This is a genomic window from Leifsonia sp. NPDC077715 (genome assembly GCF_040686855.1).
Classification (GTDB): Bacteria; Actinomycetota; Actinomycetes; order Actinomycetales; family Microbacteriaceae; genus Leifsonia.
Genome location: NZ_JBFBOG010000001.1, coordinates 891,854 through 917,103, shown reverse-complemented (window position 1 = coordinate 917,103; position 25,250 = coordinate 891,854). Strand labels below are relative to the sequence as shown.

Annotated in this window: 23 protein-coding genes; 15 read left to right on the top strand and 8 right to left on the bottom strand. The window is 71.6% G+C overall.

The features are described from left to right. Window positions 1–64 precede the first annotated feature (64 nt). Window positions 65–1,366, bottom strand: a complete 1,302-nt coding sequence (locus AB0P25_RS04560; RefSeq protein ID WP_363805654.1) for an aminotransferase class I/II-fold pyridoxal phosphate-dependent enzyme — start codon at window positions 1,364–1,366, stop codon at window positions 65–67. A 4-nt stretch (window positions 1,367–1,370) separates the two neighbouring features. Then, the gene (locus AB0P25_RS04555) at window positions 1,371–3,293 is read right to left on the bottom strand and encodes an FAD/NAD(P)-binding protein (RefSeq protein WP_363805652.1); all 1,923 of its coding nucleotides are present in this window, start codon (window positions 3,291–3,293) and stop codon (window positions 1,371–1,373) included. A gap of 156 nt (window positions 3,294–3,449) precedes the next feature. On the opposite strand from AB0P25_RS04555, the gene AB0P25_RS04550 reads away from it, so the two are divergent. From AB0P25_RS04550 to AB0P25_RS04515, 8 genes are all read left to right on the top strand, one after another. After that, the gene (locus AB0P25_RS04550) at window positions 3,450–3,959 is read left to right on the top strand and encodes a GNAT family N-acetyltransferase (RefSeq protein ID WP_363805650.1); all 510 of its coding nucleotides are present in this window, start codon (window positions 3,450–3,452) and stop codon (window positions 3,957–3,959) included. Then, window positions 3,956–4,936 carry an amino acid ABC transporter permease gene (locus AB0P25_RS04545; RefSeq protein ID WP_363805649.1) on the top strand — a complete coding sequence of 327 codons (981 nt, stop codon included), beginning with the start codon at window positions 3,956–3,958 and terminating at the stop codon, window positions 4,934–4,936. Before AB0P25_RS04550 ends, AB0P25_RS04545 begins: the two co-directional genes overlap by 4 nt. After that, window positions 4,933–5,691 (top strand): amino acid ABC transporter ATP-binding protein, encoded by a 759-nt coding sequence (locus tag AB0P25_RS04540; RefSeq protein ID WP_363805647.1) that lies wholly within the window; start codon window positions 4,933–4,935, stop codon window positions 5,689–5,691. Before AB0P25_RS04545 ends, AB0P25_RS04540 begins: the two co-directional genes overlap by 4 nt. A gap of 53 nt (window positions 5,692–5,744) precedes the next feature. Continuing rightward, complete coding sequence (locus AB0P25_RS04535) at window positions 5,745–6,764, top strand: transporter substrate-binding domain-containing protein (RefSeq protein ID WP_363805646.1); 1,020 nt, start codon at window positions 5,745–5,747, stop codon at window positions 6,762–6,764. A 24-nt stretch (window positions 6,765–6,788) separates the two neighbouring features. Beyond that, window positions 6,789–7,610 (top strand): DUF1684 domain-containing protein, encoded by an 822-nt coding sequence (locus tag AB0P25_RS04530; protein WP_363805644.1) that lies wholly within the window; start codon window positions 6,789–6,791, stop codon window positions 7,608–7,610. Next, the gene (locus AB0P25_RS04525; RefSeq protein WP_363805642.1) at window positions 7,607–8,677 is read left to right on the top strand and encodes an LLM class flavin-dependent oxidoreductase; all 1,071 of its coding nucleotides are present in this window, start codon (window positions 7,607–7,609) and stop codon (window positions 8,675–8,677) included. The genes AB0P25_RS04530 and AB0P25_RS04525 overlap by 4 nt, the downstream gene beginning before the upstream one ends. Continuing rightward, window positions 8,674–10,035: an NtaA/DmoA family FMN-dependent monooxygenase gene (locus AB0P25_RS04520; RefSeq protein WP_363805641.1), complete on the top strand. Its 1,362-nt coding sequence runs from the start codon at window positions 8,674–8,676 to the stop codon at window positions 10,033–10,035. Before AB0P25_RS04525 ends, AB0P25_RS04520 begins: the two co-directional genes overlap by 4 nt. 335 nt (window positions 10,036–10,370) lie before the next feature. After that, window positions 10,371–11,351 carry a hypothetical protein gene (locus AB0P25_RS04515; RefSeq protein ID WP_363805640.1) on the top strand — a complete coding sequence of 327 codons (981 nt, stop codon included), beginning with the start codon at window positions 10,371–10,373 and terminating at the stop codon, window positions 11,349–11,351. 464 nt (window positions 11,352–11,815) lie between these two features. On the opposite strand, the gene AB0P25_RS04510 is transcribed toward AB0P25_RS04515, so the two are convergent. Both AB0P25_RS04510 and AB0P25_RS04505 read right to left on the bottom strand, forming a co-directional pair. Beyond that, window positions 11,816–12,532 (bottom strand): DUF1345 domain-containing protein, encoded by a 717-nt coding sequence (locus AB0P25_RS04510; protein WP_363805639.1) that lies wholly within the window; start codon window positions 12,530–12,532, stop codon window positions 11,816–11,818. Further along, window positions 12,529–12,933, bottom strand: coding sequence for an SRPBCC domain-containing protein (locus AB0P25_RS04505; RefSeq protein ID WP_363805638.1), 405 nt, complete (start codon window positions 12,931–12,933; stop codon window positions 12,529–12,531). Before AB0P25_RS04505 ends, AB0P25_RS04510 begins: the two co-directional genes overlap by 4 nt. 196 nt (window positions 12,934–13,129) lie before the next feature. Between AB0P25_RS04505 and AB0P25_RS04500 the strand changes: the two genes are divergently transcribed. Further along, window positions 13,130–15,166 (top strand): cell wall-binding repeat-containing protein, encoded by a 2,037-nt coding sequence (locus AB0P25_RS04500; RefSeq protein WP_363805637.1) that lies wholly within the window; start codon window positions 13,130–13,132, stop codon window positions 15,164–15,166. A gap of 88 nt (window positions 15,167–15,254) precedes the next feature. Beyond that, window positions 15,255–15,779 (top strand): DUF1269 domain-containing protein, encoded by a 525-nt coding sequence (locus tag AB0P25_RS04495; protein ID WP_363805635.1) that lies wholly within the window; start codon window positions 15,255–15,257, stop codon window positions 15,777–15,779. Window positions 15,780–15,812: 33 nt separating this feature from the next. Here AB0P25_RS04495 and AB0P25_RS04490 read toward each other — a convergent pair whose 3' ends face one another. Continuing rightward, window positions 15,813–16,889, bottom strand: coding sequence for a hypothetical protein (locus AB0P25_RS04490; RefSeq protein ID WP_363805634.1), 1,077 nt, complete (start codon window positions 16,887–16,889; stop codon window positions 15,813–15,815). Between the two features lie 80 nt (window positions 16,890–16,969). On the opposite strand from AB0P25_RS04490, the gene AB0P25_RS04485 reads away from it, so the two are divergent. Continuing rightward, window positions 16,970–17,404: a MarR family winged helix-turn-helix transcriptional regulator gene (locus AB0P25_RS04485; protein ID WP_363805633.1), complete on the top strand. Its 435-nt coding sequence runs from the start codon at window positions 16,970–16,972 to the stop codon at window positions 17,402–17,404. Here the strand turns inward: AB0P25_RS04485 and AB0P25_RS04480 are convergent. Continuing rightward, a complete protein-coding gene (locus tag AB0P25_RS04480; protein ID WP_363805632.1) occupies window positions 17,380–18,990 on the bottom strand; it encodes an MFS transporter in 1,611 nt (536 codons plus the stop codon). The two genes, AB0P25_RS04485 and AB0P25_RS04480, sit on opposite strands and share 25 nt — an antisense overlap. Next, window positions 18,983–21,814: a LuxR C-terminal-related transcriptional regulator gene (locus AB0P25_RS04475; protein WP_363805630.1), complete on the bottom strand. Its 2,832-nt coding sequence runs from the start codon at window positions 21,812–21,814 to the stop codon at window positions 18,983–18,985. Before AB0P25_RS04475 ends, AB0P25_RS04480 begins: the two co-directional genes overlap by 8 nt. A 111-nt stretch (window positions 21,815–21,925) precedes the next feature. Here AB0P25_RS04475 and AB0P25_RS04470 point away from each other — a divergent pair, with 111 nt between their 5' ends. The 3 genes from AB0P25_RS04470 (at window position 21,926) to AB0P25_RS04460 (ending at window position 23,668) form a co-directional block, all read left to right on the top strand. After that, window positions 21,926–22,174, top strand: coding sequence for an SCO4226 family nickel-binding protein (locus AB0P25_RS04470; protein WP_363805629.1), 249 nt, complete (start codon window positions 21,926–21,928; stop codon window positions 22,172–22,174). An 84-nt stretch (window positions 22,175–22,258) separates the two neighbouring features. Further along, window positions 22,259–23,080, top strand: a complete 822-nt coding sequence (locus AB0P25_RS04465) for a PhzF family phenazine biosynthesis protein (RefSeq protein ID WP_363805627.1) — start codon at window positions 22,259–22,261, stop codon at window positions 23,078–23,080. Between the two features lie 18 nt (window positions 23,081–23,098). Next, entirely contained in the window at window positions 23,099–23,668 is a 570-nt protein-coding gene (locus AB0P25_RS04460; RefSeq protein ID WP_363805625.1) for a mismatch-specific DNA-glycosylase, read from the top strand. 1 nt (window position 23,669) lies between these two features. Here the strand turns inward: AB0P25_RS04460 and AB0P25_RS04455 are convergent, their stop codons facing one another. Then, the gene (locus AB0P25_RS04455) at window positions 23,670–24,029 is read right to left on the bottom strand and encodes a hypothetical protein (protein WP_363805624.1); all 360 of its coding nucleotides are present in this window, start codon (window positions 24,027–24,029) and stop codon (window positions 23,670–23,672) included. Between the two features lie 140 nt (window positions 24,030–24,169). Between AB0P25_RS04455 and AB0P25_RS04450 the strand changes: the two genes are divergently transcribed. Continuing rightward, window positions 24,170–25,243 carry a hypothetical protein gene (locus AB0P25_RS04450; protein WP_363805623.1) on the top strand — a complete coding sequence of 358 codons (1,074 nt, stop codon included), beginning with the start codon at window positions 24,170–24,172 and terminating at the stop codon, window positions 25,241–25,243. Window positions 25,244–25,250: the final 7 nt, after the last annotated feature.

Below are 25,250 nucleotides of genomic sequence, written 5' to 3'. Positions count from 1 at the left end.
TCTCCGGCTGGCTGCGGCCGGAATGGAGTTCCGTGGGAGTTCCGCGTGGATCTCCGACGTCGCGTCAGGCGCCGGCGGCGTCCAGGGCGCGGGCGAGGTCGTCGAGGATGTCGCGTGGGCTTTCGAGGCCGACGGAGAGGCGGATCAGGCCGGGGGTGATGCCGGCGTCGGCCTGCTCCTCGGGGGTCAGCTTGGCGTGGATGGTGCTGCCCAGGTGGATGGCGAGTGTGCGGACGTCTCCGATGTGCGTCATCGGCGAGATCAGCTCCAGCGCGTCGATGAAGCGGCGCGCCGCATCCCGCCCGCCGGCCAGGTCGATCGAGACGATGGATGCGGCCCCGCGCGGCAGGTACCGCTGCGCTCGCTCGTAGTAGGGGTTCGACGGCAACCCGGGGTAGTGGACCGTCGCGACCTCCGGCCGCCGCTCCAGCCACTGCGCGACGGTCTGCGCCGTGGCGACGTGCCGGTCCATCCGCACCGACAGCGTCTCGATGCCATGCAGCAGGAGGAAGGTGCTGGTCGGCGGCACGGTCGGCCCGTACTCCAGCACGATGACGCTTCGCACGTACGCCAGGTACGCGCCCTCGCCGAACCGCTCGACGAACGATGGGACCCCCGGCCGCGGCGCCTCCGTCAACTGCGGGAAGCGCGCTGCGGCTGCCGCCCAGTCGAAGGTCCCGGCGTCCACGATCGCGCCGCCGATCACCGACGCGTGGCCCGACAGCCACTTCGAGGTCGAGTGGATGACGATGTCCGCGCCGTCCTCGATCGGCCGCCAGAGGTACGGGGTCGGCACCGTGTTGTCGACGACCAGCGGCACCCCGGCCGCGTGGGCCAGGCCCGCGATCCGCGCGATGTCGACCACCTGCCCGAGCGGGTTGGGCAGCGTCTCGGTGTACACCGCTTTGGTGTTCGGCCGGATGCGCGACGTCCACTCGGCGTCGTCCGCGTCGTCGGGCACGTACTCGAACTCGATGCCCTGCCGGGCGAGGACGCCGCGGAACATCTCCCGCGTCCCCTCGTACAGCGACCGCGTGGCCAGGATGTGGTCGCCGGCTGCAGCGAGGGCGCTCAGCGCGGACGCGATCGCCGCCTGCCCGCTGGCCACGACGATCCCGTCGACCCCGCCCTCGAGGTCCGCGATGCGGCGCCCGGCGACCGCGTTGGTGGGGTTCTCGTTGCGCGAGTACGCGCGGTAGGCGCTGCGTCCCGCGAACCGCTCCTCGCCGTCGTCGAAGCTGTCGAAGACGTATGCCGCGGTCTGGTAGATCGGCGTCACCCGGGACCGGGTCTCGGAGTCGACGACGGCTCCTGCGTGGATCTGGCGGGTCTCGAAGTCGAGCGGGCGGCGGGGTTCGTCCGGCATGGGGTCACTGTAGTGACAGCACCGCCGACGTGCCAGGCGATGTTGCGCTGTGCGTCGCCGCGCGGTCCGCGATCAGCCGGTGCACCGCCTGCGCGACCCGGTCGTTCTCGCGGAACGACAGGGCGTTCGTGCCCGGCCGGGCGAAGGCGCCGGCGAAGGGCGCGTCGGTGAACGGACCGATCGCCCAGCGGCGGGGATGCGGTGCGCCGGCCGCGTCGAGCACGCGCGCGTCATCGGGATGCACGCGCAGCATCCCGTGCCGGAACGATCCCGCACCGCTGACCGCGAGGTCGCGGAGCGCTCGGTTGTCCGTGCGGTCGGCGTGCGCGGCGGGCAGCCAGGCGTCGACGAGGGTCCGCGTCAGCACAGACCCCTCGACGGACGGGCTGGACACCCGGAACGCCCGGGCCCTCTCGTCAGCGGTCACGATCAGGTCGGCCCCGGCGAACTCGACGATCCCGGCGTCCGAGAGCGCGAGCAGTTCCTCCAGACGGTGCCCGGGCGGACCCGACGCGACATAGCTGAAGTACGCCGGCCACCAGCCGTGGAGGTCGCGGGTGCGCGACTCGTCCGTCCAGGCGGGGGAGGCGCCGACCGGGGCGAGCGCGAACATCGTCTGCAGCAGCGCGAGGAAGAGCCCGAGGGTTTCGCTGTGCTCGGGCGCGGTGCGCCGGTGCAGGTCGTCGCGCAGGTGCTCCCGGAGACGGCGCTGCAGCGCGTCGCGCGACGCGAAGCGCTCCCCGGCGAGCGGCCGGTCGAACGCGTCGAGGTGGAGGTGGTCGGATCGGTCCGGGAGGGATGCGGCGAGCAGGTCGCGGTACGCCGCCGACCGAAGGTCCACCGTGTCCAGCTCCGCCCGGAAGCGCTCCCAGGCCACCGCGACCCGCTCCGGATGCCCGGTGAACAGCTCGCGGTAGTAGCCGTGCAGCAGTTCGCGCTCCACCAGGGGCCAGACGTCGCGCCGGAAGTCGAGCGTGCCGGGGTCGCGGGTGAGCCGGGCGACCACCTCGGGTGCGAGGTGGCGCAGCGAGGGCGCCTCGCCCACCAGCGCCGACGAGATCTTCGAGCGGTACGGCACGCCGCGCCGCGACCCGATCAGGATGCGCGGCTCGCGTCCACTCGGCCGGTATCGCATCCCGTCGCCGTGGCGCTCGAAGCGGCCGCCGCGTCCCTCGGTCAGCAGCACGATCAGGTCGACCGCGGCCAGCCCCATCCCGCGGACAGCGACGGTCTCGCCTGCCGGGATACCCGAGAGGTCGGCGTCGGCGGTGAACGCCGGCGGTTGGTAGTGCAGGCTGTGCCGGTCGGCGAACACGGCGAAGGCGGCGGCCTCGCCCGAGGGCTCGCTGCCCGTGTGTCCGAGTGCGTACACGACCGCGTCGGCGCGGATCACCGTGCCGTCGGCGAGCCGGACCGCCTCGCCGTCGTCCGCGGTCGACACGGCGACGACCTCGCCGGTCCGCCGCACGACGGTTGCGTCGGCGTCCAGCGCCGCGATCGCCCGGCGCAGGAACCAGTCCAGGTAGCGACTCTGCAGCCTCCGGGTCGGGAAGTGGCCCCGGCGCAGACGCGCGAGCTCGGCTCCGACGGCGTCATCGTCGATCGACGCGTCGCGGATGCTGCCCTCCCGCACGCCCTCCACCCACTCCAGCAGCGACGGACCGGGCGCGACCGGGCCGTCGACCGTGCACGAGTCGTCGGTGAACATCGTGACGTCCTCGGCCATCGAATTCAGCTTGAGCAGCGGCGACTGGTCGTGGCGCCAGATGCGTCCGGGCCCGGCGGGGAACGGGTCGATCAGGTGGATGATGACCGGCGGCCTCTCCGCCGCGGCCGACCGTGCCGCTGCGAACCGCTCCAGCCAGCCCACGGCGCGCGGACCGGCGCCGACGACGGCGATGGACGGGGTCGGGGACGTGATGGGCATCGGGTCACCCTGCATGGCGAGCCCGGCTCGGGCAAGCGTCCGTGACGCCGTGTTTCGCCGCCGTCGCAAACCGTAATCATCGTTTCCCCGACGCGCGCCCGGCCCTCTACGGTCATCCGAAACATCCGCTCCCACCCCGCGAGAAGGAGGCATCCGGTGACCGTCACGAACGTCGACGCCGACGAGTTCCGTTATGTCGAAGCGACCGATCCACTGGCCCGGCCGCTGCTGGTCGAGCTCGAGTATGAGTACGACACCCGCTATGGCGACTTCTTCGGCGAGCGCGCCTCGACCGAGCTGAGCCGGTACCCGGCCGAGCTGTTCGCACCGGCCCAGGGCGGCGCGTTCGTGCTCCTGCTGCGCGCGGGGCAGCCCATCGCGGGAGGCGCGTTCAAGCGGCTCGACGAGCACACCGCCGAGCTGAAGCGCATCTGGACCAGCTCGCGGCACCGCCGCCAGGGCCTCGCCCGCCGGATCGTGAACGAGCTGGAGTCCGAGGCCGTGCGCCAGGGGTACACGAAGGTGTACCTCACGACCGGTCCGCGCCAGCCCGAGGCGAAGGCGCTGTACCTGGCCGCGGGATACCGGCCGCTGTACGACACCGCGCTCGAGCCCGAGCAGGTGGGCATCCACCCGTTCGAGAAGACGCTGGGGGTCGAGCGATGAGCGCCGCGACGACCGTGGACGCGAGCGCGGTCACCGCCCCCGCCGGTCCGGACGGGCTCGACCTGCGCCGCCTGGCCGAGCGCCCCATCCTCCCGCTCCGCCACCCCGGCCGGTGGATCGCCGCCGCCCTCGTGCTCGTCCTGCTGCTCAACTTCGGGCAGACGCTGTTCACGAACCCGTCGTGGGAGTGGGCGAAGGTCGGCAAGTGGCTGTTCAGCCCGGCCATCCTCACCGGTCTGCAGCTGACGCTGGTCGCGACCGCGATCTCGGCGGTCGTCAGCTTCGTCGGCGGGATCGTCGTCGCCCTCGGCCGGCTCTCGGCCAATCCGGTCCTGAGCTCGGTCAGCTGGCTCTACGTCTGGCTGTTCCGGTCGGTGCCGCTGATCCTCGTGCTGATCTTCCTCTACAACCTCGGCAACCTGTATCCCACCATCGGGATCGGCATCCCGTTCGGTCCTCAGTTCGAGGTCAAGACCGTGTCGGTACTGTCCGAGCTCACGCTCGGCGTGATCGGCCTGAGCCTGAGCGAGATCGCGTACAGCTCCGAGATCGTGCGCGCGGGCGTCCTCTCGGTCGACCAGGGACAGCACGAGGCGGCGAAGGCGCTGGGCATCCCGCGGGGGCGGCAGTTCCGCCGCGTCGTGCTGCCGCAGGCGCTCCGCTCGATCGTCCCCGCCTACGTGAACCAGATCATCGGGCTGCTGAAGGCCAGCTCGCTCCTCTTCTACGTGTCGCTGCTCGACCTGTTCGGCGTCGTCCAGAATCTGGGAAGCACGTACCCGACGGACATCATCCCGCTGCTCGTCGTCGCGACCATCTGGTACCTCGTGCTGACCAGCGTCGTGTCGGTCATCCAGTACTACGTCGAGCGGTTCTACGCCCGCGGCGCCGTCCGGTCGCTGCCCCCGACGCCGCTCCAGCGCATCCGCCGCCGCCTCGCCGGCTGGTCGAACAACCGCCTGGACGGTGCCGCATGAGCGCCGGGATCGAGATCGCGAACGCGACGAAGTCGTTCGGCGACAAGCCCGTGCTGCGCGGGGTGGACCTGACCATCGAGGCGGGGACGGTCACCGTCGTCCTGGGCCCCTCCGGCTCCGGCAAGTCGACGTTGCTGCGGGCGATCAACCACCTGGAGCCGCTGGACGAGGGCTATGTCGTCGTCGGCGGCGAGCTGATCGGCGTCCGCGTGCAGCGCGGTCGGCTGAAGGAGCGGAGCGAGAAGGAGATCCTGCGGCAGCGCGCCCGGATCGGGTTCGTGTTCCAGAACTTCAACCTGTTCCCGCACCTCACCATCCTCGACAACGTGTCGGAGGCCCCGATCGCGCAGGGCACGCCCGCCGCAGTCGCTCGGGAGGAGGCCGCGGCGCTGCTCGCCCGGGTCGGCCTCTCGGACAAGGCGGCCGCCTACCCTCGGCAGCTCTCCGGCGGACAGCAGCAGCGCGTCGCCATCGCCCGCGCGCTCGCCCTCCGGCCGGACGTGCTGTTGTTCGACGAGCCGACCTCGGCTCTCGACCCGGAGCTGGTCGGCGAGGTGCTGGCCGTCATCCGCTCGCTCGCGGGCTCCGGCGCGACCCTCGTCGTCGTCACCCACGAGATCGGCTTCGCCCGCGAGGTCGCCGACCGCGTCGTGTTCCTCGACGACGGCCGGATCGTCGAGCAGGGCACCCCCGCCGACGTGCTCGACAACCCGCGCGAGGAGCGCACCCGAGAGTTCCTGAGCCGCGTCCTCTGAGGGCACGGTCTCTGAACGCAATCGCACCATCCCACCCACCAAGGAGAACCCGCATGTCATCCCCTCGTTCGCTCCGACGCCGTCTCGGCGTCCCGGGCGCGGTCCTCGCGTCGGCCGCCCTCGTCGTCTCTCTCGCGGCCTGCTCGGGGCAGGCGTCAGCCGAAGACGGCGCAGCCAAGGCCGGAAGCGTCACCATCGCCGCGCACACCAACGGCGCCGGCACAGAGACCGCCATCACCGTCGACAAGGTCGACTCCATCGCCGCCGAGGTTCCGGACGCCGTGAAGAAGAGCGGCAAGCTCGTCATCGGCGTGGGCGCCCTGCCCGCCGGCTTCCCGCCCCTCGCGTTCACCGGCGACGACCAGAAGACGCTGACCGGGTCCGAGCCCGACCTCGGCCGCCTCGTCGCCGCCGTGCTGGGCCTCAAGCCCGAGGTCAAGAACGCGACCTGGGACAACCTGTTCGTCGGGATCGACACCGGCGCGACCGACGTCGGCTTCTCGAACATCACCGACACCGAGCAGCGCAAGGAGAAGTACGACTTCGCCTCGTACCGCAAGGACGAGCTGGCCTTCACCGTCCTCAAGAAGGACACGTGGGAGTTCGACGGCGACTACAAGAACCTCGCGGGCAAGACCGTCGCCGTGAGCGCCGGAACCAACCAGGAGAAGATCCTGCTCGAGTGGAAGTCGAAGCTCGAGGCCGCCGGCAAGACGCTCGACCTCAAGTACTACCCGGACGCCAACTCCGTCTGGCTCGCCCTCAACTCGGGCAAGATCGAGGCCTACTTCGGCCCGAACCCGACCGCCGCGTACCAGAACACGCAGAGCGCGTCGTCGGCCAACCCGACCCGCACCGCCGGAACCTTCTCGGGAGCCGGTGAGACCCTGCAGGGCCTCATCGCCGCCACCGTCAAGAAGGACAGCGGCCTCGACAAGCCGATCGCCGACGCCATCAACCACCTCATCGAAGGCGGCCAGTACGCCAAGTGGCTGAAGGCCTACAACCTCACCAACGAGGGTCTGCCGAAGTCGGAGATCAACCCGCCCGGGCTCCCGCTCGACAACCAGTGACCGACGAGACGAACGGCTGAGACCATGACCATCGCATCCGACACGACAGCGCCCGCCTTCGCGGCCGAGTGGCAGACCTGGCACGACGCGCACGAGGCCGACCGCGCCTCCGCGCACGGCTTCCTCGCCATCACGGCCCAGCACTGGCTGACCGCCGAGCCCACGCGCTTCGGCGGGCTGCCCGGCCGCTGGTCCACCGGCGAGGAGGGCGTCGTCGTCCTGCTCGACGAGGGCGAGACGCTGCTGGTGGACGGCGCGGAGGTCACCGGCCGTATCGTCTTCGGCCCGATCCCCGAACGCGGCGGCCGCACCGCCGCGTTCGGGGACACCGTCATCGAGATCGCCAAGCGCGGCGGGCACGATCTGCTGCGGCCACGGCACCCCGGGCATCCCACCCGTGCCGGTTACCGCGGCACCCCGGCCTACGCGCCCGCCGAGAGCTGGGTGATCGAGGGACGCTTCGTCCCCTACGACGCTCCCGTCGAGGTGACCGTCGGCTCGGTCGCGGAGGGTCTGCAGCACGTCTACGCCGCTCCCGGCGAGGTCGAGTTCCGTCACGAGGGCGACGTGCACCGGCTGATCGCCTTCAACGGCTACGCGCCGGGATCGCTGCTCGTGCTCTTCACGGATGCGACGAGCGGCGTGACCACCTACCCCGCGAATCGGTCGCTGTCGGTCGGAGCGCCCGATGCCGAGGGTCGGGTCATCCTGGACTTCACCCGCGCGGTCAACCTGCCGTGCGCCTACACCGAGTTCGCCACCTGCCCGCTGCCGCCCGCCGGCAACCGGCTGCCCTTTCCGGTGGAGGCCGGGGAGCGCCTGCCGCACGAGAGGACCGCACGATGACCGGCTTCATCCTCGGAATCGAGCTCGACGGCGACGGCGCGCATCCCGCCGCGTGGCGTGCCGCGACGCACGCGCCGTCCGCCCTGCTCACCGGCCGCCTCCACGCCGAGCGTGCACAGGCCGCCGAGCGCGCCGGGTTCGTCTTCGCCACCTTCGCCGACGCCGCCGTGCCGCCGGCCGAGCCGGGCGGGATCCGCGCGCGGCTCGACGCCATCCAGCGCGCCGCCTTCGCCGCGCCGCTCACCGGCAGCATCGGCCTGGTGGCCGAGGCCGGGACCGTCTACACCGAGCCGTTCCACGTCGCGACCCAGCTCGCCTCGCTCGACTACGCCGCGCGCGGCCGAGCCGGCTGGGTCGTGGGCGCGGACGACGACGCGGGCACCGCGTCCCTCTACGGACGCGTCGGTCAGCCGGCCCGCCCGGCCGACGCCGTCGAGGTGGCACGCCGCCTCTGGGATTCGTGGGAGACCGACGCGGTCATCCGCGACGTGCCGACGGGTCGCTACCTCGATCGCGACCGGGTGCACCACATCCGCTTCGAGGGCGACGACTACTCCGTGGTCGGCCCCTCGATCGTGCCGCGGCCGCCGCAGGGCGCGCTGCCGGTGTTCGGGCCGGCGGCGCTCGCCGGCGACGCCGAGCTCGACGTGGCGTTCTTCGACGTCGCCGGCGACGACCTCGTGGCGCGTGCCGCGGACGAGGCCTCCCGCCTGCGCGGGCTGGGGCTGCTCGCAGTGGTCGACCTCGAAGTGGCGCTCGACGCCGCGGGCGTCCCCGCCGCCGACCGCGTGGCCGCCCTCGACGCGCACACCCCGTGGGCCGGGTCCCACGCCCGCTACGCCGGTGCGGGCGAGCCGTTCGCCGCACTCCTCGCCGAGCTCGCCGCCGTGACCGACGGCGTCCGTCTCCACCCGGCCGTGCTCGACGTCGACCTGCCCGAGCTGGCCTTCGCCGTCCTTCCCCTGCTGCGCGAGACGACCGCGCTCGCCGCATCCCGCCCCGGAGGGACGCTGCGCGACGCGCTCGGCCTCCCCGCCGCCGTCAACCGCTACCAGGAGTCCGCATGACCGGCCCGACCGTCCTCCGCTTCGGCGTCTTCTTCCAGGGCGTCAACTTCTCGACCGTCTGGACCGAGCCCGAGAGCGGTTCGCAGACCGACTTCGAGTCGTTCCGCCGCGTCGCGCAGACCGCCGAGCGCGGCCTGTTCTCGGCGTTCTTCCTCGGCGAGGGCCTGCGCCTGCGCGAACACCTCGGCGCGCTGCACCAGCTGGATGTGGCGGGCCGCCCCGACGCGCAGACGCAGCTCGCCGCGCTCGCCGCCGTGACCGAGCGCATCGGCCTCGTCGCGACGCAGAACACCACGTACAACGACCCGCTCGACCTCGCGCACCGCCTCGCGAGCCTGGACCTGCTCTCCGGCGGCCGTGCGGCGTGGAACGTGGTGACGACCGACAACGCGTGGACCGGCGAGAACTTCCGCCGCGGCGGCTACCTCGACCACGCCGACCGCTACCGGCACGCCGAGGCCGTCGTGGTGGCCACGAAAAAGCTCTGGGACACATGGGACGCGGAGATCGCGGCGTCCGCCGCCGCCGACGCCTGGACCGCCGACACCCCGTCGGAGCTCGTCGAGGTCGACACCGGCCACTACCGCGCGACCGGCCGCAGCCGCCTCCCGCAGAGCCCGCAGGGCCGCCCCGTCATCTTCCAGGCCGGCGACTCGGCCGAGGGCCGCGACTTCGCCGCGCGCCAGGCCGACGTGATCTTCTCCGCGCACAGCGCCTTCGACGACGCGAAGGCCTTTGCCGACGACATCCGTCAGCGCACGCTCAAGGCGGGACGCCCGGCAGGGGACGTGAAGATCTTCCCCGGCCAGGAGTTCATCCTCGCCGACACCGACGCCGAGGCCGAGGAGAAGGCGCGCTGGGTGCGCCGCAAGCAGGTCACCCCGCAGACCGCGATCGCGTTCCTGGAGAACATCTGGGGCACCGACCTCTCCGCCTACGATCCCGACGGCCCGCTGCCGGAGATCGACCCGGTGCAGGAGGTCTCCGGCGAGACCCGCGGCGCCGGCTTCCGCGCGGCCCAGGCGAAGGCCACCGCCGACGCCTGGCGCGAGCGCGCGGCGGCGGAGAGCCTGAGCATCCGGGAGCTGGTCATCCGCCTGAACTCGGGCTGCGGCTTCGTCGGCAGCCCGTCGAGCGTCGCCGCCACCCTCCAGCGGTACGCCGACGCGCACGTGGTGGACGGCTTCAACATCACGCCGTGGCTGATCCCCTCGGGCCTCGACGACATCGTGGACACGCTGGTGCCGCTGCTCCAGGAGCGGGGCATCTACCCGACCGAGTACGCGAGGGACACCCTGCGCGAGAACCTGGGACTCGCATCGGTCGGGCGGACGCAGGAGGCCCGCCGGACGGCGTGACGGGCCTCAGTCGGCCGCTTCGGGGACGGTTCAGTTCTTCGCGTGAGCCGTGAGACACGCAGTTGTGAAGCGCGGAGAGCGCAATGCCCAGGGCCACTGCCGGGTGGATGAAGCCCCAGCGGCGAACGCCGCGATCCGGACTCCCTGGCCCCAGCCGGGCCGCGCGCATTTGCATGCATAGGGTTCAGCGCGACGTCATGGCCGCATGGCTCCTTCGTCCTCATCAGTGGAGGGTAATTCTGCTCGCCCGGTAGTGGACTGACGACCGTTCCGGCATCGCCGGGTGACGGGCAGTGTCCACTTCGTTTCTCTTGGGGAACGAAAGGGAGACCTCAGTGAAGAAGTCTCGCATCGTGGTGCCAGCCGCAACGCTCGCAGGTATCTGCGTCATCGGCACAAGCCTGACCGGTTTCGCCGCGCTGGACGCGGAGGAAGTCAACGCAGCGGACGCGGTGGCCGCGATCCAAGGCGTAGTGCCGGAGTCGCTTTCCGGTCTTGCGGCGGTGAGTCGCGATAGCGACACCGCCGCCGCGGCCACCGTCGAGGGCGGCAGGGTGGAAGTGCCTGTTGACCCTGCCGACGGCCTCTCGCTCGGTGACTCGGTTCAGATCGGGTTGCCGTTTGCTCAGCAGGCGTCCGACGCGACGGATTCGCAGCTGCCTGGCGTGGTGGCATTCGACAACAAGAACGGTTCGACCACCGTCCCGCTCATCAAGGCGGATGGTGCCGTGCAGATCAACACGGTGATCGACAACGCGAGCGCTCCAAAGCGCTACGACTACCCGATTGACGTGCCCGATGGGGCATCACTCACCCAGGACGCGAACGGCACGGTTGCGATTGTTGAAGCAGACGGGTCGCCGCTTCGGGTGTTCGGGGAAGCGTGGGCGAAGGATGCCAACGGCGACGCCCTGCCGACACACTACGAGGTGCGTGGCAACACGCTCACGCAGGTTGTCGACTTCACGGAGCACAACGCGTTCCCCGTGGTGGCCGATCCGACGACGACTGGGGTGTACTCGTACAACTGCGTGAACCCGAACGGCAGCAGCTATTTCATGAAGCCGAACGAGAACATGACGAACTGCAAGGGGAGCTACCTTCAGAAGTACATCAATGGCCGCATGGTTCAGTCGCTCAGCCTCGTCTACCGCGGTGGTGCCAACGTCAAGGTCACCTGGAAGAGCGGATGTATCCTCACCCTGGGCTCGGTCGGCGCCGGCCTGGTGTTCAGCCCACCCACTGGCGGTCTCGCCTGGTTCGTGACTGGTGCGATCGCTGCGGCGGGTATCTCGCAAAGTTGCAAAGGGTTCTGATGGCAGCGCGGCCCCGACGCCTGGCGTACTTCGCCACCATGGCTCTCATCGTGGGAGCCACAATGCTCGGTGCCTTGCTCTTCCCGTCCCTGTGGCGAGGGGTGGCGCTGACGGTGGGAGCGCTTCTGTGCGCGACCTTTGATCGAGTGTGGAGTCGCGTCAGGGGCCCCGTCTTCCCGCCACCGCTGACCGCCGCCGGCTGCGTATATCTTGCCACCGTGGCGGTCGTCTTGCTCCCCACGCTAATTATGGTCGTGTTCGCCCCCGGCAACGGTGTGCTGACCTGGGCGATGTCCGTAGTCACAATGCTGGTTCTCTTGGCCGGGACCTGGGTTCCAGACAGGGGGCCCCGGTCCGGAAGGCCATCCCCAAGAAGCCAGGACTAGACAGTCGTCTGCCGCGATTTGCTGGCGCACCACAGCCCCCTGGCAGACGCAGGAGCCCGCCGCACGCCATGAGGTCGGTCAGCTGCTGAGGAAGATCACCGACAGCAGCATCGCGATCACGAACGTGCTGAACACGAACGCGATGATCGTCTGCCCGGTGACCACGCTCCGCCCGACCGTCGTGAGGATGGTCACATCCGACGACGAGAACGTCGTGGCGACCTGGGCGGACAGGTAGAAGTAGTCCAGGAAGACCGGGGGCGCGGTCCCCGGGAAGCCCAGGCTCTCCGCGGTCGCGTTCAGCCGTGCGTAGTGCACGGCGTAGGAGTAGACGGTCACGATCCACGAGCAGCCGACGACGAGGAAGGCGAGCACGTTCGCCACGACGCTGTCGAGTAGGCCCGGCGTCAGCCAGACGGCGGCGACGGCGATCATCGCCAGCACCGACCAGTGCGCGTTGGCGGTCGGCCCGCCGCCGCCGAGCGACGCCTCGATCCGCTGCGCCCGCCGTGTCGGCGTCGTCGCCCGGAGCCAGTCCCGGAGCTCCCCGGCCGTCGCGTGCCGGAACGTGACGTGGGTCAGCACGAGGTACGCGAGCGAGTAGAAGATCCAGAACGCGAACGAGGTGACCACGACCGATCCCCAGGTGAAGCCGAAGGGTCGCACCGCGTGGTAGACGCCGAACGCGACGGCCGTCGGCACGACCGCGATCCCGAGCGCGGCCAGGTTGCGGCGTGCGTCCCACGCCAGCGGAGGCGTGGGGGACGCGGTGGTGGCGGCCGGGTCGGCGGTCACGTCATCGTCGCCGAGAGGCGATCGAGGCAGTCGTTCCAGCCGTCCACGTGATTCGCCGCGGCCTCGTCGTCGGCGAAGCCGTCGTGCTGCACCGTCAGGAGGGTGCCGTCCCCGTCGGCGTCGAACCGGAGCGTCGCGCGCGTCTCGCCGTCCTCGCCGTCCCAGCGCCACGTGAAGGCGAGCAGCCGGGGCGCGTCCACCTCGGTGACCCGGCCGGCCACGCCGAGATCGGCGATGGCGGAACGGATGCGAACCGCGCCGTCCCGCACGGGGTCGATCCGCGCCGTCGGCTCCATCCGTGGCGGCCAGAACCAGGCGCTCAGCTCCTGCGGATCGGTGAACCCGCGCCAGACGCGCTCCGGCGGGACGGGGAAGGTGCGCTCGACGGTGAGGGAGACCATGCGCACATCCTGCACCGGCTCGTGGAGGGTGCACCACCGTTGGTCGGAAGGCCGCCGTCGCTCCTGAGAGTGCTCTCACGTGCGCGCGTCGAGTGCGCCAGCGCGTGGCCCAGCGGGTTCCCGCGTGCCAGAATCACACTCGGCTCGCTGATGAGCTCGGAGAATCCTTGGGGGGACTGTGCTGTCGAAGAACAGTGTGACATCCGTGCGGCTCGGTGCCGTGCTCGCGACCGCGGCCGTGGTCGCCGCTGCCATGATCGGGTCGGCTCCGGCGGTCGCCGCGCCGGCAACGACACCTGTGCTGGCGATCACAGGCTCGATCACCGCGCCGAATGGTGGCGATGACGCCGCGACCGTGCCATCGCTGGCGGTGGATGCGTCGCACCACACGCTCTACGCGCTCGCGGAAGGCAGCGAGCACAGCAGCCTCGCCGTCGTCGACACCGCGACGAACGCCGTGGCGGGAACGATCGATCTGCCGAAGCTTCCGGAAGGCGTCGCGGCCGACCCGGCGCGAGGGTTCCTCTACGTCACCGTGAGCGACATCAACGCCGGTACGTCCGCCCTGTGGGTGATCGACATCGCCTCCAAGAGCCACGTCGGCACCATCAACCTCGGCTCGTTCAGGACGATCGGGTCCAGCGGCAACAGCGGTATGGCCGTCGACACGGCGACCGGCTCTCTCTACATCGGAGGGTCGGTGTCGCAGGCGGGGGCCTCGACCCCCTCCATTCAGGTCGTGACGGCGGCGCAGATCGCGGATGCCGTGGGCGGCACTCCGGTCACGCCGACCGTCATCTCGCTGCCGAATCAGTACCAGGGCCTCAGTTACATCGACGTCGATGCCGGCGCGGGCATCGTGTACGCCGCGGCCCAGGGGCTGTCCGGCAGCTCGCTCTACGCGTACGACGTCGCATCGAACACGCTCGCCTCGACCATCCCGCTGGCCGGTCTGCCCGACGTCCTCACGGTGGATCCCTCGAACGGCACGGTCTACGTCTCGCAGCGCTCGCTCGGTGGCGGTGGTTCGTCCCTCGCCGTCGTGCCGAAGGGTGCCTCCGCTCCGAGCGCGACCATCCCCCTTCCGGCTGGCGCCGAATCGCTCACGGTCGACGACAGCGCCTCCGTCCTGTACGCCGCCGTCGCCCAGCCCTTCGAAGGCGGCACGATCAACGAGCTGGTCGCCATCGCCACCGGCACGAACGCGGTGCTCGCGAGCACGGCGCTGCCTACTCCCGCCGACGTCGCCGTGGACACCACCACCCACACCGCCTACGTCTCGGGTTCGATGTCCGGCAACACCACCATCCAGGTGCTCCGTCTGCTGCAGTCCGGCCGGACGTACGGCGACGACCGCTACGCCACCTCCGTCGCCGTCTCGCAGCGCGAGTTCCCGGGCACGGCACCCGTCGTCTACATCGCCTCCGGCGCGAACTACCCCGACGCCCTGTCGGCAGGTCCGGCAGCTGCGAAGCGCGGTGGAGCGCTGCTCCTCTCCACCCCGAGCGGACTGACCCCGGTCGTCGCCGCGGAGGTGAAGCGCCTGAAGCCGGCGACCATCGTGATCGTCGGCGGACCGAACTCCATCTCCGACGCCGTCCTCGGCCAGCTCCACGCGGCCGTGCCCGGCGCGACTGTCTCCCGCGCCGCCGGCAGCGACCGCTTCCTGACCTCGCGCACGGTCGTCTCCGGAGCGTTCGCGACGGCCGACACGGTCTACCTCGCCGCGGGCGCGAACTTCCCGGACGCCCTGGCGGCCGGCGGCGCCGCCGGAGCGCAGGCCTCGCCGCTGCTGCTCGTGGACGGCTACGCGAGCGCCGTCGACGCGCCGACCGCCGCGCTCCTGTCCTCGCTGAAGGCGAAGAACGTCGAGCTCGTCGGAGGCCCGACCGTGCTCTCCGCCGGTATCGCGACCTCCCTGACGCAGAAGGGTTACACCGTCGGCCGGCTCGCCGGATCCGACCGGTACGCCACAGCCGAAGCCGTCAACCAGCACGCCTACTCGCACGCCACGACGGCGATCCTGGCCACGGGATTCGGCTTCCCGGACGCCCTCTCGGCGACCACCCTCGCCGCCACCGCGTCCGCCCCGCTCTACCTGGCCCCGGGCACCTGCGTGCCGCGCGGGGTGCTCGCCGACCTCGGCCGGCTCGGCGTCGGGACGGTCACCCTGATCGGCGGCCCGAACGTCCTCACGGCCGGGGTCGCATCTCTCACGGCCTGCGCCTGGTAGGCGACGCCGATCACTGTCTTCCCGACCCCTCCCCTCGAGTGCGATAGTCCGACCGATCGCGGATGCGGTCGAGCGAGAGGAGAGGGAGATGGCTGACAAAAACCTGGTGCTCGTGGTCGGCGCCTACGACGACGAGAGCGCGGCCGAGGCCGACTACCAGTCCCTGAAGGACGATCAGGCCGCGGGCCAGTTCGACATCGTCGGGGCGGTCGTGATGAGCCGCGACGACGACGGCAAGGTGGAGGTCAAGGAGCACGAATCCGGCACCGTCGGGAAGGGTGCGGCCTGGGGCGCCGGGGCCGGTGTCGTGGTCGGGCTGTTCGCGCCGCCGCTGCTGGCGGCCACCGCGGTCGGGGCCGGGATCGGCGCGGTGATCGGCGCCTTCCGCAAGCGGCACGATGAGAAGCAGATCGGTGTCGACGTCGACGAATACCTCCCGAAGGGCTCGTCCGCCGTCATCGCGGTCGTCGACGACCAGTGGGCGGACCGGGTCGAGAACGCGCTGGTCAAGGCCCAGAAGCGCATCTCGAAGGCGATCGACTCGGGCGACTACGACGAGCTGCAGAAGGCGATCCAGAAGTCCGAGGAGGATCTGGACAAGGCGTCCTCCTGATCCGGTTCGTCGGCTGAGCGCGGCAGGCGGTCGTCAGGCGGCGACGACCGCCTCCTCCTCCGCGGGCGTCGCCGCGACCGTGTCGTCGGCCGCACGGCGTCGCCGCACGGTCAGGAGGTGGCTCACGCCGATCAGCCCGAGCCCGACGGTCGCCCAGAGGGCGAGCCGCAGCCCGTCGAAGCCGAAGGCCTGTCCGGGGAAGTAGGTCAGAGCCCGGACCGCGTCCAGCCAGGCCGCACCGTTCCAGAATGTGTTGAGTCCCGCGAAGAACCACGGCATGAGGTTCTGCGGGAAGATGCCGCCGCTGCTGGTCACGTTCAGCATCACGAACAGGAGCGTCAGCGCGGGCGTTGTCCACCGCCCGATGAGGGGATGCAGCCCGACGCCGATCGTGACGATGCCGAACACGTAGAGCGAGGCGAGCAGCCAGATGCTCCACTCGTTCCCGTTCAGCACGTGGAAGACAGGACCGGCGACCACCGCGCAGAGCCCGGCGACCAGCAGGGACGCGGCGGCCGAGACCGCGATGCGCCACCCGATCGCGAGCTTGGCGGTGACGGCCGCGATGGCGATCGCACTCGAATAGCCGCCGACGCTCAGCGCCACCATGAGAAAGAACATTCCCTGTCCGGTCCCGTCATCGGTCGGCACCGGCCGCACGTCGTCGATCGTGACCGGCAGGTGCTGCTGGTAAGCGATGGGGAGGAACAGCTTCTCGGCCGCCGACGCCTCCGTCTCCGACGACGCGGTGGAGATGTGGATGACGGCCTGCGCCGTCCCCGGTTCGTACGCGGCGGCGATGGTCCCGTTCAGCAGCTCCTTCCGCGCAGCGGCGACGGTCGGGACGGTGGTCACGTCGAGCTCGCGCGGCGCCCTGTCGTTCATGGTCTGAGCGAACACCTGCGCCGCGGGACCCTGGCCCACGATCGCGACCGGGAGATCGTGCGGCTGCGGCGCGTGGAAGGCGCCCAGGTAGGCGAGCGCCATCCCGACCGCGAGGAACAACGGGATCACGATGTGCGAGCCGAGCGCCTTCCAGAAGGCGGCCGGCGGCCAGAAGCGGGGCCGGGCCGGAGCGGCGGGCAGGGGAGTGATGCGGTGCGTCGACATGCGGGAGGGATCCTCTCAAGTTGCGTTATGCAACCTACGGCTATCTGTTGCAGAATGCAACTCCACGGTAGACTGGAGCCATGACCCAGGATGCGCGCACCGCCTCGATCGCGAGGGTGCAGCGCGAGCTGACCACCATCGGCCGCCGCGGCACCGCCCGCGTGCGGCGCGAGAACGAGGCGCTGTCGATCGTCGATCGCTCCCTGCTCGCGTACATCCGCGAGCACCCCGGATGCCGCGCGATCGAGATCGCCGCCCACTACGAGCTGAACCGCTCCACCGTGTCCCGCCAGCTGTCGGCGCTCACGGAGAGCGGCTGTGTCGTCAACGCGCCGGACGAGCACACCGGACGCGGGCAGGCGCTGAGCATCACCGCCCGCGGCGTCGACGTGCTCGACGCGGCGGACGAGGCCCTGCGCGTCACGATGACGGGCCGCCTGCGCGGCTGGAGCGAGGCCGAGATCGCCGCCTTCGCCGCGATGCTCGAGCGCTACAACGACGCCGACGGGGACTGACGCTTCTCGGTGGGCTCCGCTTCCGGAACGGTCTTCGGCAGGTTGCGGGAGAAGAACAGCGCGGCGCAGGAGATCAGCGCGATGGTGACGAAGGAGAGCCGAAGCGCGGAAAGCTGCGAATCCGAGTAGAGGTGCTGCAAGGTCGCGCTGTCCTGTTCGGACAACCCGTGCTCGGAGGCGATGCGCGGGACGTCCGCGACGGCGACCACCCCCACTCCGTTGCTGCTCTCCTGCTGCACCTGCGTCTGAACATCCTGGGGCAGCTCGCTCGCGGCGACATTCGCGGCGAACGAGGTGGCCAGCGCCGCGATCATGACCGACCCGACGAGCGCCGTTCCGAGAGACGAGCCGAGGTTCTGGAACACGCCCTGGATGCCGCCCGCCTCGCTCAGCTGGTCCGCCCCCACCGAGGACATGGTCACATTCCCCAGCTGTGACGCCAGCAGGCCGAGCGCGGCGCCGGCGATGAACATGCCGGCCCCGAACTGCCAGGTGTTCAGGTCGGGCGTGACCGCTGCGAGAAGGACGAGGCCGGCTCCGACGAGCGCGAGCTGGCCGATGCGGGCGATCCGTCGCGGCGGCATCCGCCGGGCGAGCGCCGTCCCCACGATCGAGAACAGGACGAGAGCGACCGAGAGGGGGAAGATCCGCAGCCCGGTCGTGAGCGCATCCAGGCCGAGGGTGAGCTGGAGATAGATCGGCACGACGAAGAACAGCCCGGCGGTCACGGTGTACTGCAGGCCGAGGCTGCCCACCCCGGCGCGCAGCTGGCGGATTCGCAGGAGCGCCGGATCGAGCAGGGGAGCGCGCCCGCGCGCGATCAGGGAGCGCTGGCGGACGAAGAACAGCCACAGCACGACCGCCCCTCCCGCCACGAGATAGGGGACGGGTGAGAGACCCAGCACGGACACGTCGGTCGACGGGAGGACCCAGCCCCACGTCTTCGTCTGCAGCAAGCCCAACACGACCAGCACGAGGCCGACGGCCGAGAGCAGCACGGAGAACGCGTCGACGGCGACCCTCTCGCGCTCGCCGCTGTCGCGCACCACCCGGCTGAACAGGAGCACCACGGCCATGACGACGACCTCGCCGGCGAAGACGTACCGCCAGCTCGCGTAGGTGGTGAGAAAACCGCCGATCAGCGGACCGACCGCGACGGCGACCCCGGAAGAGGCGCCGATCACGGCGAACGCCGTCACCCGGGCGTGGCCGGTGTAGTTGTCGGCGATCAGCGCGGCGATGGCCGGGATCACCAGCACGGCGCCGAGACCTTCCACCACCGACCAGCCGACGAAGAGCACCACGATGTTCGGGCTGATCGCCGTGGTCCCCGAACCGACCGCGTAGACGATGGATCCGATCACCAGTGCGCGCCGCCTGCCCCAGATGTCGCCGAGCTTGGCTCCGAGCAGCATGAACGCCGCCATGGTGAGCGTGTAGAAGGTGATGGTCGTCTGCATGGCGGCGATCGTGGTGCCCAGGTCCTTCACCACCGTCGAGATGGACACGTTCATCACCGTGCTGTCGAGGACCATCACGAATTGGGCGGCGCCGAGCACCGTCACCGCGCCCCACCGTTCAGCCATCCTGTCTCCCTCCGACTCGTTCTCCCGCCGACCAGGCGGCGATCTCCGACCTCCGTGTCGCCCCGAGCTTCGCGAGGATGTGCTCGACGTGGGTGGCGACCGTCCGGGACGAGATGTGGAGCACGTCCCCGATCTCGCGGTTGGTGGCCCCTGTCGCGACCAGCGTCGCCACCTCGCGCTCGCGTGCGCTGAGGACGCTGGTCTCCGCGCCGTCCGCCAGCCGCTCCTCCAGCGCCGCCACCCGGGAGAGCACGGCGCCCGCGCCCGACGCCTCGGCGCGCCGCCGCGCCTCGGCGACGAGCGCCGCGGCCTCCGCCGGACCCCGGCTGCGGCGGGCGCACTCGGCGAGGTCGAGGAGCGCCTGCGTCCCCTCCCACCAGCGGCCGAGCGCGTCCCAGCCGGCGGAGGCGGACCCCAGCAGGTCCTTCGCCCGGCTGATCCCGCGTTCGGACAGGGCGACCAGGCCCTGCGCGTGCGCGACCGCGTACTCGGTGCCCGGGATACCGCGCTCGCCGACCAGCGCCCCCGTCCGATCCACCCACACCCGCGCTCCCGTGACGTCCCCGGCGGCGAGCCGCGCGCGCGACGCCGTGACGAGGAAGGGGAACAGGTACGCGGCGTCGGCGATGCGTGCGGACTCCCGGTACCCCCGCTCCGACAGCTCGATCGCGGTCGCGTCGTCGCCCCGGGCCACGGCGACCTCCGCCAGCCCCCACAGGGCGGGCGAGAGCCGCTGCAGCTCCCGCATCCGCTCCCCGATCGCCGCCGCCTCGCCCAGCAGATCCTGCGCCGTCGTGAGGTCGCCGCGTGCCAGGGCGACGTAGCCGAGGACGTGCAGCACGGTCACCTCGGTCGTGATGCCGCCGCGGCCGTCGGCGCGGGCCCGCTCCGCGCGCGTCCCCGCGGTGCCGAGGTGCCCGGTCGCCCACTCCACATGGGCGAGGTGCGCCTGGAGGTAGTGGGCGTCGTTCCAGCGCTCGATCCGAGAGGCGTAGGCGATGCCCTCCTGCAGCCATTCCAGCCCGCGGTCGTACACCAGGAGGACGGACGCGCTCGATCCCGCCATCCGGTACGCACGGGCGGCGGTCGCTTCCAGCCCGAGCGACGCAGCCTCGCGGGCGGAGGAGTCGAGAAGGCCCCAGCCCTCGTCACCGCGACCGGCGAAGACGAGGACGGCGCCGCGTGTGACGTCGACGGCCAGTCGCTCCGCCACGTCGCCCTCGAGCAGGGGTCGCGCCTGCGTGGCGAAGGCGAGCGATTCGTCGAGGCGACGGTCGAGCATCGCTGCGGCCGCCAGCGCGGCCAGCAGACTCCCGCGGGCGAGCGCGGTACGGCCACCCGCATCGGGGCCCAGACGGGCGAGCGCGTCCTCCAGCGTCGCCGCCCGGGAGGCGTAGTCCGCGCCGAGCAGATGACGCGCGGCAACGAGCGCCGGCACGATTGCGGCCGCCTCGACCTCGTCCCCGGCCTCCCGGTACAGCTCGATCGCCCGCGCGAACTCGCGCTCCGCGTCCTCGTTGGCGTCGGAGGCGGCCAGCTCCGACCCGAGGAGCCGGTGCAGCTCGGCGCGTTCGGCCACGGCGGTGCCGGACGGCACGGTCCTCTCGGCGCGGCGGTACAGGCCTACCGCCTCGCGGTGCGCCGACAAGGCGGAGGCGCGCTGGGCGGCGGTCCGGGAGGCGCGGTACGCCTGGTCGGCCCGGCCCGCCCGCTCCAGATGGGCCGACCGGACCGCGTCGGACAGCCCGGGCACGGCGTCGACCACCCGTGCGTGGAGCACGCGCCGCTGCGGTGCGGGCAGCGCCGCGTACACCGCGTCGCGGATCAGGGCGTGCCGGAAGTCGTAGCCCCCAGCCGCCGGGACGATGAAGTGGACGCGGACGAGCTCGTCGAGGCCCGCGGCCACCTCGTCCGGTGACCCGTCCCCACCGGCGACGACCGCCGACAGCGTCCGCTCGTCGAACTCGCGTCCGATGACGGCTGCCGCCGCGATGGCCGCGCGCGCGTGCGGATCGAGGGCCGCGGTCCGCGCGACGACGGCGTCGCCGACCGTGTCGGGCACCGTGTCCACCCCGACGGCCACCAGCTCCTCGACGTGCAGAGGGATGCCGTCGGCGGCCGCGTAGAGCCGGTCCACGTCCTCCTCCGACGGCTGCTCCCCGGTGATCGAGGCGAGCATGGAGCGGGTGCCCTCCCGGCCGAGCCGGGTCAGCAGCAGCTCCTCGGCCTGCCGGTGGGCGAGAAGGTCCAGCCGCCACGACGTGAAGGCCGCATCCGCCGCCGGGTCGTCGGTCCGGTGGGTCGCGACGAGGAGGGACGGCAGCCGGTCGAGCGTCGCGGCGGCCCGGCGGAGGGCGTCGAGGCTCAGCTGGTCCGCCCAGTGGAGGTCTTCCAGGCGCACGAGGAAGGGCGTCGCGAGCGCCCGGGTCAGCGCGTCGGCGAGTTCCGCCACCAGGAGCCGGCGCCGGGCGGAATCGGAGGTCGTCGCCGACACCGCCTCTGCGACCAGCGACTGCACCCGCTCGGCCGTCTCCTCGTCGCCCGCCGCGCGGAACCCGGAGGCCAGCCCGCCCAGGAGGAGGCCAGGCGTGTCCCGGTCGCCCGCGAACGCCTCCGCGCGCACGACCCGGCCACCGGCACGGGTCGTCAGCTCGTCGAGCAGCCGGGACTTGCCGATCCCCGCCTCCCCGCCGAGCAGCAGGAGGCCGCCGTGCCCGGCCGCAGCCTCATCCCGCCGCCGCACGGCGAAGTCCAGCTCGTCGTCGCGGCCGACGAGCAGTGGGCATACCCGGGCGGTCCCACCCGGCGGCGACGCCGCGCGCATGGCCGCAGCCTAGCCGCGCGCCGGCGCCTGCGGGCCTCCCGGGATCGGCAGGATGACGGATGCCGTGCGCCGTCGCCACGAGCACAGTGGATACGAGGAAAGGAGCCGATCATGGCACAGTTCATCGACGTCCACGACGGATTCGTGGGTGTCACCCGGGATCAACTGCAGGAGGCGCACGACGCCGACGCCGCCATCGAGGGGGAGGAGGGGGTGCACATCGAGCGGGCCTGGCTCGACCCGGTCAGCGGCAAGGTCTTCTGCCTGTCCACCGGCCCGTCGAAGGAAGCGCTCATGCGCATCCACGAGCGCGCCGGTCACCCGACCGACCAGGTCTATGAGGTCAGCATCGAGGTGTGACCCGCCGGGGGCGCCTCGCGGACCGGTCCACGGGATGCGGATTGGCCCGCGACGCGCCCGCACCGCCGCCGCTACAACGGGACGATGAGGATCCTGCGCTTCCGCGCGTTCACCCGCCCCGGCGACCCGACGTCCGGCAATCCCGCCGGTGTGGTGCTCGACGCGGAGTCGCTTTCGGACGCCGATATGCTCGGCATCGCCGCCGACCTCGGTTTCAGCGAGACGGCGTTCCTGTCCGCGATCGAGCCGGATGCCGCGCGGGTGCGCTACTTCACCCCGCGGGCCGAGATCGCCTTCTGCGGCCACGCGACCATCGCGTCCGGAGTGGCGCTGGCCCGTGAAGGCGCGGGCAGCACGGTCGCGTTCACCACGAACGCGGGCGTGGTCCCGGTGGCCGTCTCGCCCGAGCGGGCGACGCTGACGGCGGTGGAGACGTCGGTCGAGCCGCTAGGTGGCGTCCTGCTCGCCGAACTCCTGGACGCCCTCCGGCTGGAGACGACGGACCTCGACCCGATGCTGCCTCCCGCGTTCATCCGCGGCGGCAACCCCCACCCGCTCGTCCCGGTCGCCGCAGGCGTGCTGGGGCGGCTCGACCACGACGCCGACGCGGTCCTGCGCCTGCAGGACCGCAAGGGATGGGACGGCACGATCCCCGTCGTCCACCGCATCTCGGCGGACCGCTTCGCGAGCCGCAACCCGTTCCCGCGCGGAGGCATCCGCGAGGACCCGGCCACCGGATCGGCGGCCGCCGGGCTCGGCGCGTACCTCCGGCAGCACGGCCTCGTCACGATGCCCGCGGAGGTCACCGTCGAGCAGGGCGCGGAGACCGGACGGCCGTCCTCCATCCTGGTGAGCATCCCGCCGGAGGGCCGCATCCGGGTCACCGGCAGCGCCGAGACGCTGTGACGATGCCAGAGTGAGGGGATGACGTTCACCCGCGATCAGCTCGCCGCCTTCACCGGCCGGACGCTCCCCGACCTGATCCCGCACCCGACCCGGCTGCTGATCGTGGGCATCAACCCGGGACTCCTCACCGTGGCGGTCCAGGCGCACTTCGCCCGCCGGGGCAACCGCTTCTACAAGGCGCTCCACCTGGCCGGGATCACCGACCACGTGATCGACGCGTCGAACGGCTTCGACCCGGCCGACGTGCGCCAGCTTGAGGAGCTGGGGATCGGGATCACCTGCATCGTGCCGGAGGCGACGGCACGCGCGGCCGAGCTCGCACCGGCGCGGCTGACGGAGGGCGGGCTCGCGCTGCGGGAACGGGTCGCCGCGTTGCGCCCGACCGTGGTCGCGATCCTCGGGATCAGCGCCTACCGCGTCGCCTTCGACGCCCGCACCGCCGCCGTCGGCCGGCAGGGCGACTGGGGCGACTCGCAGGTCTGGGTGGTGCCGAACCCCAGCGGCCTCAACGCCCACTCGACGCTCGACGACCTCGCGTCGGCCTACCGCGAGGTCGCTGTGGCCGCCGGAATCCCGGTGCGCCCGTAGCTCAGCCGCCGGTGACCGGCGCGGGATGGATGAGCGGCAGCATCGCGACGCACAACGCGACACTGGCGCACATCCCGACCGCCGGGGCGACCCACGCGCGGTCCGACCGGACAGGTTCGAGAAGCCACGTTGCCACCGTCGCGACGGGGAGCGGGAGGAAGGCGCCGGCGATCGCCCAGCCGAACGCCGGCTCGAGCCGGTACAGCTCATCGCGACCGATGGTCGCGTCGAGGCTCAGCCCGTAGGCGAACGTGGTCGCTATCAGTACGACCGTGACGACGGCGTGCGCCAGGAGCAGCCAGACGGCCGCCGGCACCGAGCGGCAGCCCGATAGCCGCGCGTCGTCGCCATCCATCCCCATGCTCCGACGCTAACGAGGTAACGGCGCCCCGCGCGTCCGTCCAACGGATGACCAGAACCCCGCCGGATAACTGCATTTCGCGGGCGTTCGGCCGCGTCCTACCCTGTGGCCGAATCGCACGACTCGAAGGGGGTGCTGACATGACCGGTGACAGGCTCGCCGTGCTTCTCGCCTGCTTCTCGGCGGCGGACGAGGCGGGGAAGGCCCGCGGCCGGCTCGACTCGGAACTGCGCGCGGCCGGTGCTCCCGTGCTCGACGCCGTGGTCCTTTCCGTGGACTCGCGGCACCGTGTCAACGTTCATGATCCCCGCCGCGTCGTCGCAGGCACACTGGTCCCCTTGGTCACCTGGGGGCTGTTCGGGCTGGTCGCCAACGGCTGGGTCGGGGTGCTGATCTGGGCTCCGCTCGGGGCCCTGTGCGGGTACCTCAACACCTACTACAGCGTCCACCACGCCTCGAAGGCCGAACTCGCCACCATCGGCAAGGACCTGCCGCCCAAGTCGTCGGCCCTCCTCCTCTTCGTCGAGACGACCGATCAGGACGCTCTCCTCTCTAGTGCCGCGAAACTGTCGCCGACCACAGCGAGCATCGTCGGTGTCGCCGACGACCTCAGCGTCTCCGGATCGACGTGGTCCTCCGGCGGAGTCGTCCCCGAGGCGACCTCCCTCCCGCCGGACGCGGCCGCGCTCGCGAGCATGATCGTCGTCCGTTACCGGCACCCCGGCACCGCCCACGTGGTCGCAGGGAAGGTGAAGTCCGACCACGCGATCGCGACCTCCGCGCAGATCGAGCTCGTCGTCCGGACGGACCCGCGCGGTCGGCGGCACGTCGCCGACCCGACGTTCGGCAGCGCGGCCATGGTCCGCAGCAACATCGTCAGCTGGGGCCTGTTCGGGCTCGTCTTCGGAGCGGTCTCCGGAGCGTTCGGGGGCGGCCTGCTTCGCGTCGGTCTCCTCACGGGGATCGGCTGGGCGATATTCGGCGTCTTCGCCGGCGCCCTGTACGGCCTCTGGGCCGGCCGCAGCATCTCTGCGCGTCGGTTGCGCAGCGTCTCCTCGCTGCTCCCCGACGGGACATCCGCGATCCTCGCCTGGACGTCCGGGCCCCCTCCGGGGCCTGTGCTCGACGCCCTCTCCGACATCGCCTCCGAGCACGCCATCGTCGCGTTCGTCCCGTCAGGGTCGGGCGCCGTGGTCCGCAGCGGCGGCCTCTGACAACCGA